The 13,300-nt window shown below is 39.2% G+C and carries 10 protein-coding genes; all 10 read left to right on the top strand.

Annotated elements, in window-relative coordinates; translation table 11 throughout:
- The 10 genes from AC23N5_RS14600 to AC23N5_RS14555 all read left to right on the top strand — a co-directional run bounded on the left by AC23N5_RS14600 (nucleotide 1) and on the right by AC23N5_RS14555 (nucleotide 13,065).
- Nucleotides 1-1,824, top strand: coding sequence for a hypothetical protein (locus AC23N5_RS14600; protein WP_487756163.1), 1,824 nt, complete (start codon nucleotides 1-3; stop codon nucleotides 1,822-1,824).
- A gap of 86 nt (nucleotides 1,825-1,910) precedes the next feature.
- Nucleotides 1,911-2,726, top strand: coding sequence for a hypothetical protein (locus tag AC23N5_RS14595; RefSeq protein WP_487756162.1), 816 nt, complete (start codon nucleotides 1,911-1,913; stop codon nucleotides 2,724-2,726).
- A gap of 65 nt (nucleotides 2,727-2,791) precedes the next feature.
- Nucleotides 2,792-3,865 (top strand): hypothetical protein, encoded by a 1,074-nt coding sequence (locus tag AC23N5_RS14590; RefSeq protein WP_487756161.1) that lies wholly within the window; start codon nucleotides 2,792-2,794, stop codon nucleotides 3,863-3,865.
- Between the two features lie 20 nt (nucleotides 3,866-3,885).
- The gene (locus AC23N5_RS14585) at nucleotides 3,886-5,679 is read left to right on the top strand and encodes a caspase family protein (protein ID WP_487756160.1); all 1,794 of its coding nucleotides are present in this window, start codon (nucleotides 3,886-3,888) and stop codon (nucleotides 5,677-5,679) included.
- Nucleotides 5,676-6,995, top strand: coding sequence for a hypothetical protein (locus AC23N5_RS14580; protein WP_487756159.1), 1,320 nt, complete (start codon nucleotides 5,676-5,678; stop codon nucleotides 6,993-6,995). The genes AC23N5_RS14585 and AC23N5_RS14580 overlap by 4 nt, the downstream gene beginning before the upstream one ends.
- 193 nt (nucleotides 6,996-7,188) lie before the next feature.
- On the top strand, nucleotides 7,189-8,136 hold the full coding sequence (locus AC23N5_RS14575) for an NAD(P)-dependent alcohol dehydrogenase (RefSeq protein ID WP_487756158.1): 948 nt from the start codon (nucleotides 7,189-7,191) through the stop codon (nucleotides 8,134-8,136).
- Nucleotides 8,133-8,984 carry a helix-turn-helix domain-containing protein gene (locus tag AC23N5_RS14570; protein WP_487756157.1) on the top strand — a complete coding sequence of 284 codons (852 nt, stop codon included), beginning with the start codon at nucleotides 8,133-8,135 and terminating at the stop codon, nucleotides 8,982-8,984. The genes AC23N5_RS14575 and AC23N5_RS14570 overlap by 4 nt, the downstream gene beginning before the upstream one ends.
- Before the next feature lie 110 nt (nucleotides 8,985-9,094).
- On the top strand, nucleotides 9,095-9,478 hold the full coding sequence (locus tag AC23N5_RS14565) for an ester cyclase (protein WP_487756156.1): 384 nt from the start codon (nucleotides 9,095-9,097) through the stop codon (nucleotides 9,476-9,478).
- 49 nt (nucleotides 9,479-9,527) lie between these two features.
- On the top strand, nucleotides 9,528-10,031 hold the full coding sequence (locus tag AC23N5_RS14560) for a hypothetical protein (protein ID WP_487756155.1): 504 nt from the start codon (nucleotides 9,528-9,530) through the stop codon (nucleotides 10,029-10,031).
- Between the two features lie 82 nt (nucleotides 10,032-10,113).
- The gene (locus AC23N5_RS14555) at nucleotides 10,114-13,065 is read left to right on the top strand and encodes a sensor histidine kinase (protein ID WP_487756154.1); all 2,952 of its coding nucleotides are present in this window, start codon (nucleotides 10,114-10,116) and stop codon (nucleotides 13,063-13,065) included.
- The last annotated feature ends 235 nt before the right edge of the window (nucleotides 13,066-13,300 follow it).

Raw genomic sequence — 13,300 nt, 5'->3', positions numbered from 1 at the left:
ATGAAAACATTTTTTTTTCTATTCCTTCTGGTGTTCATGTTCATCTTGCCTTTTCAAAAAGGAATGGGCCAAGGCAGTTCGATAACTCATAAGCGATACACCATTAGCTTTGACGAAGAGGTTCAGTCTAATTACGGTATTTTCAACGTATCTGCTCAGGCGAATGGTACTTTCGCTAACCTCTCTCAAAATAAATATCAGCTTATTGTAAATGAGTTTTGGCTGAATAATCAGCGGGATAGTATTCTGAATATTCTTGTACGTTTAGATTTTCAACGTATTGATGGTAAGCAGAATAATAGAGCTGATTCCAGTATTTATAACGTCATTTTGGCGAATCAAAACCATTTATTTAAAGTATTGAAAAACAAAAGCGATAGTGAAATCAGAGGTTTTGTCTTCTCACCAGATACATCACCCATTTATATCAACTTGGTACGAATGTTATGGAGTCAACTACAAGTGGTTCGGTCACATGGCGATAGCACATCGCCTTGGATAACAAATGAGAACCAAATTGTGGGTAATAAAAAATTTCAATATTATTGGAAAGGGGATACGCTTTATAAGTATCCAATGATAGAAACACCGCAAAGTAGGCAAGTAGTATCAGATTCAACCATTTATTACAATCATTTTTTTGTTACGAACTCAAAACACAATCGAATACAGGAGATTAGTTTGGACCATTCATTTTTTCAGGTTTCACGTTCTCAAAAAATCGCCCATGTAACTCAAAAGTTTTACGCTACTTTTAGTTCAGTAGAGCAAATACAGGATAGTAAATTAATTGAAAATATTGAGAAGGCAGATAAAAACCTATCGGTATCAGGGAAAAAAATGACTCTATCTGTAATCTTAACAGCGTACGAACGGAAAAAGCTAATAAACCAAAATGTTTTAAAGTCACAGACTTGGGAGCAATTAATAGAAAAGTTGGTTGGGCTGGATACTTCTTCTATTTCTAAAAATTTTGAGATACTGGCTCAGATTAGGGCATTTTTGGTGCTCTACCCTGAAAAAACAGATAGTATTTTTAAAAAGTATAAACAAACAGATGTAAGAAGCAGGGCTTTTTGGGTATTGAGCTACGCACTCATTGATGCAGATACTGAGCCATCATGGAAAGTAGTTGGGCAAATTTTGAAAGATTGCACGGAAGAAAAAGAATGCCTGAAAAATATATTGCTAAAAATAGCTATTGCGGAAAACGTACCCCCATTTATTTGCCGAAGGCTTCTGGAAATAAGACTTGAATCAAACGATGACTTTATTAAATCACAAGCGGGTTTGACCCTTACGAGTGCACTAAACTTGTGTTATAAGAATACGAGTTTTGCCGATTCAATTATTTTAAAATTGATTGAAGCAGTGGAAAGAATTCCAAGTCGCTCAATGAGTGATACCATTCAAATACTCAATGAATTAGGTAATTATGGTTCTGATACATTTGTTTCTCTAATAGAAGATGGGCTAAAATCAGCACAAAGTGAAGTAAAAGCAAGCGCTGTTTATGCACTTCGATTTTTAGAAAACAAAGATTCACTTTTGATAGCTATCTATCAACAAAGCGCTAATCATTTAATTAGGAAAAATATCTTGGACGCATTCAATGGACGCGCCGTTACCTCACTCTCCATTGAATTTGTAGCCGAGGCATTGTGTAATGAACAAAGCAAAATACTGGCAGAAGGAATGATTTCAATTTTAAAAAAGTCGCCAGAAAATAATATTGAACATTTAAGAAATGTACAAAAGATTTCTGGTTGTAAGTGGTCTGATGAAGTGAAAATGCTAGTTAAAGACGAATTTAAAGATTTATAGGCCAATATGTCAGGTAACAAGATAAATAAGAGGGAATGCCGAAACCCTAAATAATAGGCACTAAACAATAATTAGATTTTACTACAATGAAAAGTTTACTAACAACGGCACTATGCCTTGTAGTAGCATTCTACGCTGCTGCACAAACTCCCCAAATCTTAAAAGGCAACGATTTTAAAATGCGGCAAAACTCGTTCAAAAAAGTAAGTGGCGTTGATTTTGCCATGAAAAGCCTTCTTGCGCAAGGATTTAAAGAGTCTAATGATGAAGATGATTCGTTTCAGATAACGATTGAATCTACCGAAAAAGGTGGTAAAACAACAACGATGGAAGTGGATATGCAAGCTGTAGAAAACACGGCTAAAGGAGAAATGGCCATAGTTGCTCATATAAAGCAGGGTAATAATACAAGAGTGGAAATTACAACAGGTAAATTAAATCAAGAATTTAAAACCTTTAAAGTAAATCAAGTAATTTCTGCTCCTAATAATAAGTTTCAATTCAATGAAATAAAAATGAAAGGAGGCCCTTCAGATGAAATGTATCTTGAGGAAATCGACTCAGAAATATCCAGTTCTTATACTCTGGAGCCATTAGTTGGTGCTTCTTCTGCTATAAATCAATTTTTTTCATGCCTTAGTAGTGAAGTTAGGAGAGATTGTTCGAATGCTTGTAAAGACGAAATTTTATCTTGTATAAGTAAGAAAAAAGGTAGTTTGGCCCGTAAAATAAGGGCAATTTTTGCAGATACTTCAAGTTGGTACGAGGTGCCCGAAAGAGTAGTACGCGCTTCCGCAGCTTTCGTTCGATTTGCTGGTGGGCTGGCTGAGTGTGTTGCGTCAGGTACCTGTGGCAGATGTGCTACTACTCAAGTTACTCAATGTGTAGGAAGTGTTTTTTAATTTAAAAAAATAGTGAGGTAGCACCTGCGATTGCTACCTCAGTTAAATCTAAATTCTTCAAAACCATGCATGAATCCAATTGCTTTTGTGGCGGCTCAGGCTATATAAACTGTTCAAACTGTGGTGGTTCGGGTGGTAAATATGAAACCGAAAATAGAGGGAAATCCAGATACAATAGTTCTACGGGTAGAGATGAGTACGTTTATGAGCCTGAAAGAGTCTATCGAAGTTGTGGCTATTGCAGTGGAACGGGTAAAAGAGCCTGTCTGGGTAAAGTAGGGCAAGGGTCGGTGTATGGGCGTCAAATGGGTGTGACTACTCGCCCTCTTGCTCAAACTGGAACAGTTACTTTTTGGACTAGACTCAAAAACGAACTTGATATTCAACTCTATCTGGATGATAAACAAGTAGGTACGATTGATAAATATTGGGGTGCGGAAGATAGTAAGCCTGAATGGAATCAAAGTCAATTATTAAGATTGACATTATCGGTAGGAGTGTATTCATACAAAGCCGTCTCAATTAATGGACTTATATGGAAAGGGCAAATAATGATTCTAGGAAATGGCCATCATACGCAGGAGTTAATAGGGCCAAAATCCAAAGGTACTGTTACTTTTTGGTCGCGGTTGAAAGAAGAAATAAGCATTTCGGTTTTGGGTGAAGAAATTGGTACTATCAAACAGTACTGGAACTCAAAAGCTACTGAACCCGAATGGAATAATCCAAGATTTCCCAGGGTTGAAAATTTAAAAGAAGGGGTATATCCCTACCGCGCCTTCTCCTCTAAAGGGCTTGTCTGGGAGGGTGAAGTGACTATTACGGATAATACGCACCAAAGGATAGAACTACAATTGATGAGTAATTTTATTGTTTGGACTAATATCCCCAATGAAATTATCAACGTCTATATCAATAATGAAGATACTGTATCTGGGTTTATTTATGGCGATTGGGGTAGTAATAATCCTCCCAATGATGATAATACCGAAGCTAAAATAGGGAAAGGGTATCTTAAGTTAGAATATCCTACGGGTACTTATTTACTAATTGCGAAGTCGCTTTCGTCGAGTAAAATTTGGAGAAAACAGATTGAATTCGACAGTAAAACCAATACTCTGGAACTTATAACTGCCTGATTAACTGACTTCTTTCAAAAATGAAAATTCTTAACATTGGTTTGCTTTTGTCTTGCCTTATAACGACCGAGCAAATATGGGCGCAAGATAGGAAATTGGCTAGGGTACAGCGTCTTGACGGGGTGGAGGTATATGTTTTATCCGAACCGATACGTGACTACGAAATTGTGGCTAGCGTACAAACGGGTATTAAAGCTGAGTCTATACTGACAGGAGGGCTATTTAATGAAAGTATTACTGATAAAGTATTACAGTTTATACGCCGTGCTCGTAAACAGGGGTCGGTTTTTGATGCGGTATTGTATTCTGGTGGGAAGAGTATTATAACTATTAAATTTCTTACATCATCAAATAGCCATAATAGAAATGTAGCTCGGGTAAGAGACATAGATGGAGTAGATGTATATATACTAGCAGAACCTCTTATTGAGATTGAAACGATGGCATCGTCAGGTGGTGATTTGAAATGGAAATCTTATTTATCAGCTGGTTTGGTGAATAATTCGATTGAAGAAGATATTGCAGGTTTTATAAAAAAGCAACGGAGCAACGGTGTCAGTTTTGATGGTATAATATATAACGGAGGAAAGTCTGCTGTTAGTTTTAAGTATAAATCGAACAATATAAATAATGCATTTAAAGTGAATACATCAAGTAATCGAAGTAATGGGATAAACCAGCGAGAAATACAGCAACAGAATGCACCCCAACAGTCAAATATAGTTACCAATGTTATTAAAGATAAATCCGCACCTATTATTTCTCTTTTTACTCCAAAAGAAAAATATACATCTACTTCTAATTCAGAGTTTCTTATTGTAGGTAAAGTACAAGACGAAAGTAAATTAAAAGAAGTAATAATCAATAACAAGTTGATAGAATTGGAAGATAATCTTTTTGAGATAAATTTGAGCCTTAAAATGGGGGTTAATAAGGTTACTATAACTGCTACTGACATACAAGGTAATAAAAGCTTGAAAGAATTTATTGTGACCAGAAAAAGTGCGATTAATACTACGATTATAAAACCATTAAAAAAAATAGATCTTTATATTGTTTCAGTTGGTATTTCAAAATATAAAAACCCGAAAATGAACCTTCAATTTGCCCACAAAGATGCCCAAGATTTAGCCAATGCCTGGGGCGAACAAACGGAAATATATAATGTAAAAGAAAAGATACTGTTACTCAATGAACAAGCTACCCGCGAGAATATCAGAAATTCACTACAAAATTTAACTATTTCTCCTACAGGGTTATTAGTGTTTATTTTTTCAGGACATGGTTTTTCGGGAGGATTAACTACTTATGGATACAATGAAAAGGATAAAGTAGGGACTTCGTTGACAGAAAAGGACTTAAAAGAAATTTTAGAGACCTTAGATTGTAATCATATATGCTTGATGGATGCGTGCCAAAGCGGAAGTTTTGTGGCTCGGAAAGATGCTATTGGCAGTAAAGCTATTGTTTCAGAAGAAGATGCAATTGCCAGTATGGTACGGGCATTGGGAGATTCTGATAAAGCCCAAATGATTGTGGGGTCTTCGACTAAAAAAGAAGAGTCTTACGAATGTTTACAATGTGAAAATGGGTATTTTACTCAATGTTTCTTAGATGTTTTTGAGAATAAAAAAGTGAATGATTCGGCACCAGATAGAGATGGTGACGGTTATGTAGAAACCTTTGAACTGGATCTATATCTCAAAGAAGCTATTGTTGTTGCTACTCAAAAAGAAGGACATCGTCAAAATGTTAGAACTATTATGCCTATAGGATTTCATTTTCCAATTATTAAAATAAAAATTTCAAAATGAAAAATTTAATTATAAGGAGTATTGTGAAATATTTTACAATATCATTATTTTGTATGTTGCCTAATGTTTTATTAGCTCAATCGGATATTGCCGATATTGTTGCTAATTTGAAAAAAGTAGAAGTGTTTAAGGAATGTGAAAGGTTTAAAAATGAATTGGAATATAAAACTAAAGAAATGGCTTCTAAACCTCACTTAACGGAAGTTCAACGAAATGAGTTACGTTCAGCATACAATGGGGTTTATGAAAAGTACGATATTTTTGTTGCTACTGTGAAAAAATCTTTGTTAGATAAAAATAAACTGCAAAGCATATTCAAAAACCCTGACGAAGCCTCAAGAAATTATATGACATTATATCAGGGAATAAAGGAAGAGCATGAACTGTCGTATTTGCCAGTTTATAAACGACTGAATGCAGGAAGTAAACTAATAATGGACGAGCTGCTTCAGGTTGGTATAAAAATTTTCAATCAGCTTATTGAAGTAATTAAAGAACGGAAAATAAAAAAGAATGAGAACTTCAATACTTTACTTCAGGATATAGATGCTAATTTTTTCAAAAACCTTCGGTTGAAATCATGGGCAGAGTTAGATATTTCTATTGATTCTCAGTCTTTATCTAATCCTAACCAAGCAGTTGCTTCTCAAAACGAACAAGTCACAAAGCAAGGCATTATATTGCCAGAGTCAATACTGAGCGAAATGGTAGGCAGCATAGAATTTGTACAAAACTCAGATGGCAAACAAGTTCCTATACTATTCAAGCAATCACAAGGTAAGGGCACAGAGGTTATAAACGATAAAGATTCTCCAGTCCAATTTTTAGATAAGAATTGGGTTTCTGCTCAATCGTATTCTATTGGCACTAAATTCAAGATAAAAGTATCCAATTCGGCTTTTACTTATTTTATTGTATTAAATCCAGAAGGGGCAGAACAACTCTATCCAAAATTAGCCAAAAATTCAAAAAGTACAGGTGTTGAGTACGATATAACCCCAACGATTGGTGATTTAACGCTGCCATCTGAAGATGCGTCGTTTGTGATAACGGTTGACCAGCCAGGTAGTATAACAAAAGCAGAGGAATTTTGTATTTTGGTGTCTCGTTCAGAATTGGTTAGTGTGGATATACTTCAAAGACTAAATACTGCTAAGGGATCACTAAGTGAGCGAATTTCTCAAGTATTTGGTGAAGAGCGTGTTAATTTTAGCGAATCTACGATTGAGTCACTGGATAGTAAAATTGTTTTTGAGGCTACTGGTAGTAAGGCTAAAGTCCTTCCTATAGTGTTCAAAATCAATAAAAGTTTATAAAATCAAAGGAACTAAATATGTTGCATCTAAAGTCTCGGAATAAAAGAAGTCTTTATTGGAAGTGATTAAATACATAGGTATTTCTGTGTGTGTAAATATTTTGTCAAACCCCAAATATCATGGAAAACCATGAGAAGAAAAGTTCTCAGTTTCCATGATATTTGGGGCAAAATTTTTATGCTATAAACCTCTTATGAAAGCGATTTTACTACAAAACTACGGCGGCCTTTCCGCCCTAAAAATTGATGAAGTACCTACACCCCTCCCTGCCGCAGGCGAAGTGCTGGTGAAAGTAAAGGCTTTTACAATTTCTCCCCTTGAGCTGAAAATCAGAAAAGGAGAAGCAAAAATGTTTGTTAGGCGCAAACTCCCCATGCTTATGGGGGTTGATTTTGCGGGCGAGGTCGTGGCGGTGGGCGATGCAGTACAGGCTTTTAAAGTGGGTGATAAAGTGATGGGAGCCATTGACCCTTTTAAGCAATCGGGGCCGTATGCGGAGTACGTCGTTGCTAAAACGGACCAACTGATACCCAAACCTGCCGAGTTGAGTTTTGAAACTGCGTCGGCTTTACCGATTGCAGGCGCATCGGCCTTGAGCTGCTTGCGCGACTTAGGTAAACTCAAATCGGGACAACGAGTGATGATTTTGGGCGCAGCGGGGGCGTTGGGGCATTTGGCCGTACAACTAGCCAAACAGATGGGCGCGAGCGTAACGGGCGTTTGTCGAGCCTCTAACTTTGAGTTTGTGAAAGGACTAGGGGCCGACGAAGTCATAGATTACACCGTTCAAAACCCTTTTGAGGAGATAGAAGCATACGACCTCATTATAGACATTGTCGATAAATATACGTTCAAGGAGGCACGGCAAGCACTCAAAAAAGGAGGTGTATTTGTTAACTCGGTGCCTGGACCAGCTAAGTTTTTGCAGGTGGCGCTGAACCCGTTTCGTTCAAAAAAAATGGCTTTGTTGATGCTAAAGCTCACGACCAGCGATTTAGCTTGGGTTACTAACCAAGTAAAAGAGGGGAAACTTCGACTGCATTTGGACAAAATATACAGCGGCTTAGAAAGTATCTACGAAGCCACTACCAACGTAGAAGCAGGGCACGTACGCGGTAAATTAGTGATTAAAGTCGGATGATTGACATCAAAGAGTTATTGCAAAATTTGAGTCGTGCGTTTGCTCCCATTGCGGCCTTACGACGCAATCGACTTACTTGCTCAGACGCTATTGCTTTAAAAATTGGCACCTCTCTTGAAGAGGTGCTACCTACTTTTACGTCTTTTGTCATCCGAAGTTTGTATTTTTTTGATGATGCTCATTTGCACCTTGATGCAAGTACGGAGGTTGAAAATCAACAAGTTGAGCTTCGGTTGGCGCTTCAGATACCCAAGATTTACTTCAATCCCAATCTTTTGCTCTCGGCTCATGAGCAAAAAATAGTGTACTTGGACAATGCACAGGTACATGCCACGGTTGTGTTTGTAAAAGTAATGTTGGAAGACAAAAAAGATAACACGATTATTGAGCAGTTTCGGCCACCAACAAACGAGAAGCTTGACGATGCGTTTTACTCCATTAACTTCAAACGCCGATTTGAATCGGTGGCCACGGATTCGTTTGCTTTGCAACAGCTCAGGGCCATTCCCGAAACCCAAGAACAAGCCTTTTTAGAACAGGTGAATCAATTGATTTACCAACATTTGGATAAAGATGAATTAACGGGGGAGTTCCTCCAAATTCAGTTGGGATTAAGCAAAGCTCAATTGTTTAGAAAGATAAAAAAACTGACGCAGTATTCGACGGCTAACTACATCCGATACGTACGAATAGGTAAAGCACAGGAATTACTCCAAAGCACACAAATGGGGATTGGAGACATTGCTTATAAAGTAGGGTTTGGGGAGCTGAGTTATTTTACCCATTGTTTTAAAGAGCAAACGGGCTGTAGCCCAACTGAGTGGCGTCAACAAAAAATGAAACAATAACACAAGCCAATGGTAGGGTGAAACAATAGTGTAAATCTTTGAAAAACGGCTACTAATGGCTAAAGATGAAAGCCCCTACCTTTGTACTAACCTAAAACCACCACAAAAAGATGGAAAAAGCGGAAGAAAATAAAAAACTTGTCTTGCAGTTGGCCTCAAAACTTTCGGGAAGAATTAAGACAGAGGCTGTTTTACGAGAGTTTACGGATGCTGAAAATTACATCAAAGGCGTATTGTTGCACGACAAAGGTTTTCCTGGTTATCATATCTTTATAGAATCCATTACGGCTGAGGGTGACGACGTGATTGTGGAGGGGATTTTTAGGGGCGAGCACCGAGGTGAGATGTATGGGGTTCCGCCCACGTATAAAACGGTGGAAATACCGATGATGGTACGGTACCGAGTTCGAAATAATCGAATTGTGGAGGTGTTTCCGCTCAGCGATCAAATGTTGCTTTTTGAGCAGTTGGGAATTTTACGAACACCGTCCTGAGAAACGATTAGAATTTTCTTCTTTATTCACTTTAAAACTACTCTACACAATGAAAAGGCTCAAATTCATTGCGCTGTTTGCGTGCGCCCTCACTTTTTTAAATGCTTGTAAAAAGGAAGACCTCTACGAAGTAGAAAATGGCAACATCACGGGAAAAATTACTTTCACGACCAAAAACGTAGTGCCAATAACGGTAGATCCCTCCACCAAACAGCCCATCATAGCCACCATTGAGGTGGTAGGTACGGGTACGTTGAGTACGATAGGGGACGTAAATTTTAATTCGAAGTTTAAGTTTGATTATAGCAAATTGACAGGGACAGAATTTGTAACGACTTACACCGACAAATCGGGCAACACCATTGAATTGGGAGGGACTGCGCAAGGAGCCCCCACGGCAACCCCGACAGTGTTAGCCATTAAAGTGACCGAACCCATCACCCGTGGAACGGGGCGTTTTGCGCGCATTATTGGAAAAGGTACTTCTGATATTTTACTCAATGCCGTGACACTAGGAGGGGAGTTTACCGTCAATTGGGTGGTGAGTTTTTAAGGAAATGCTATCGTGCGTAGTTTGCAAGATTCCAAAGAAACCCTAATTTTGGAATTCATTCGATATCACTTCCTTAAATCAGTTGCGCTCACTATTTGTACATCTTTGGAGAAGTTTTTTGGTACTAATCGGCTTGGGTGTAAGCTTTGGTTGGGCGCAAAAAAAGTACCTCGTTTCTATTCTTGACGCCGACAAAGAGTATATTTCGGGTTCCATTTTTTGCCTTCATAAAGATAAAAAAGGCTTTGTTTGGATGGGAACACCTGGGGGGCTTTGTCGCTACGACGGTACTCAAATGCACTTCGTGCGTGATTCGGCCATTCGTGCGGTGGATTTGGTCAGGACCATTGTGGAAGACCCCAACAGCAATTTTTGGCTGGGGGTAAATAGAATTCCAAGTTTTTTTGAGCGGTACTCGACCGTTGCGTATTTTACCCGAAAAACTGAACGCTTTGTTCACCTTAAAGAGAAAACCAAGGAAGGATGGAGGCCGATGAAAGGACAGCCGCTGGGACTGCTTGGAACCCGACTTTGGTGTATATCGCCTTCAAACCAACAGCTGTTTTATTTCGATGTAGCGACTCGGCGTAAAACCGTTGTGTTAACTCAAGTGCCGTTTTTTGAGGATAATAACTTTTACGATCATCAATCCATGTTTGATGGGAAACGTTACCTCTGGATTCACCTCTTGGAGGGTATTTTAAGGTTCGACACGCAGACATTGGAAAGCTGTTATATTTTCAGTAAACATCCGTTGAACAAACTGGGCAACCCCACCTTTTTTAGCCATTTTAAGTTGACTGAAGAAGGGATTTATGCGGCAACAAAAGATTTTTCAGGTAGGCTGATTAGTAATGATTTACGAACGGTGAAACCGACGACGAAAACGCAGGAGTTTTTTGCGCCTCATCATTCGGTGTTGGCTTTGCCGAAGGCGGTGTATCCTTATTACCCTCATTACAAAACCTTTGGCGATGGGGTGCAGTGGCTTTGGAATTTTAACTATGGCTATAAACTTAACCCGTTGATTCCCAAGTTTCAAAAAGTGACAGCGAGTACCCATGAGGTACCCATGAAGCTTTCAAATCGAGGCTTTTTGGTACTCAATGATAGCTTGCTGAGGGTGAATCTGGACGACTATCAAGTGCTGTTGTACAATAAAAAAACGGATGGTTTGTTTGCTCCCAATCCCAATGATAAACTCAACAATACAGGGGGACGTACCTTCCGAAGTGCGGATGGAAACGTTTGGATTATGGCAAAAAATGGACTTCGAGTGTATGACTCATTGAGGAAAACAATACGAACGTTTGTGAATCCCGACACGCTTCAAAACGAGTCTAAATTTGCCAATACCGTTCGAGATGTCTTTGAAACAACTCCTACGACATTGGTTCTGAATACCGAATCGGGGATGTTTGTGTTTCATCGAAAAAATCTAACTTTTCGACGGATTCCTTTTTTTGGAACCAATGGACGCGTGTGCCTGCACGACAAAGAAGGGCGGTTCTACGTGGGTTTTAATGGGAAACTACACATTGGCTACCTTCAAGATACGGTTTGGCGGGCCACTACTGCCCCGATTACAGGGGCGATTTTCCGCAATGGCTACGACGATGTAGCTCATAATCAGGTGTTAGGGGCAAGTGCAACGGGATTGTTTGTTATTTCTAAAACTACGTGGAAAGTCACCAAATGGACTGCGAAGGAAGGGCTTGCCAGTGAGTATGTGTATGATGTGTTGACGGATAAAAAAGGGCATTTTTGGGTAAGTAGTACGCGTGGAATTTCGAGGATAGACCCTTATCGCTCAAAAGTCGAAAATTTTAAACTCACCGATGGACTGCAAAGCAATGATTTTAATTCGCGGACGGCCTACCGTGCACCCGATGGGGAAATGTTTTTTGGTGGAAGTCAGGGTTTTAACCGCTTTTACCCTGAGGATATTACAAAGAACACGTATGTGAGTCAACCGTATTTGACGCAATTGACGGTCAAAGAAGCTCCCTACAAATTGCTCGTGGTTATCAGTGAAGCTACGTCCATCACGCTGCCGCCCGATAGCAACTCGTTTGCCATTCAGTACAGCGTCATAGATTACGTGTCGGAAGGGGTCAATAGCTACCAATTTCGGCTTTTGGGGTCGGATAGTACGTGGGTTAACGCCAATAAACAAACCATCGCACGCTTTATTCAAGTACCAGCGGGTAAGTACGTTTTTGAGTTAAAAGCGGCCAATAGTGATGGCGTCTGGAATCCGATTCCCGCCCGACTCAAAATCGAGATTCGACCCTATTTTTGGCAAACGCAGTGGTTCAAAGCCTTGCTATTTTTAGGGATTGTAATTGGCTTGTATTTCTTTGATAAATACCGTGTTCGGCAACTTTTGGCGCAGCAACGAAAGGAAATAAAGCTAATGGTACAGACCCAAGAGATCGAACGAAATCGCTTTGCCAAGGAAGTGCACGACGGCATTGGTGCCAACCTTACCGCCCTCCGAATTATGGTAGGTTTACTTGGAAACATAGAAATCACAACCCTCAAATCGAAGTTGGAAAATGTGCTGGAAACTACCTTCGATGATTTACGAGGACTAATCAATGACATGAGCCCCAGAAGTCTGAAAACCAAAGGGTTGGTAGGTGTGTTGCGTGAGCGGGCTACCCTTATCAATCAAACGCAGAAGGTATATGTAATTGTCAACGTGAGTCGTAAGTTTCCGAAACACTTGGCCGAGGAGTACGAGGTGAATTTGTATCGAATTGCTCAGGAATTGCTTCAAAATACCCTCAAACACGCAAGTGCCACTGAGGCGACTTTTTACCTTGATTACAGTGGTAAGTATTTGATTTTGAGTTATAATGACAACGGCGTGGGTTTTGATGTAGCCCAAGCCAAACACAAAAATGGGAATGGCCTTTCTAATTTGCAGGCACGAACCCAACTGCTCCATGGTACGATGGAAACCCATTCGGCATTGGAGCAAGGAATGGAAGTAACCATTAAAATTCCGTACGATTTTACGTTAGAGTAATAGTTTTCCGAATTCAGTTGACTCCCAAAAATCATGGTTTTCCATGAGCCAATTTCATGGAAAACCATGAGAGTACTATCGTAGTGTCTTTTCGACCTTTGTTCAATAATTTATTCATTATGCAACCTCAACCTCCTTCCCCGTCAACTACGTTTGGGTTTCTCACAAAAAAACTCAAAAAGTATGGATTTCTGGTGTTTTTACTCTTGGCCGTACTGACCCTGCTTGGTATCCT

This window comes from Runella sp. R5_40, assembly GCF_057652295.1.
Note: the sequence above shows the minus strand (reverse complement) of the source record. Positions and strands in the feature narration are given on the sequence as shown.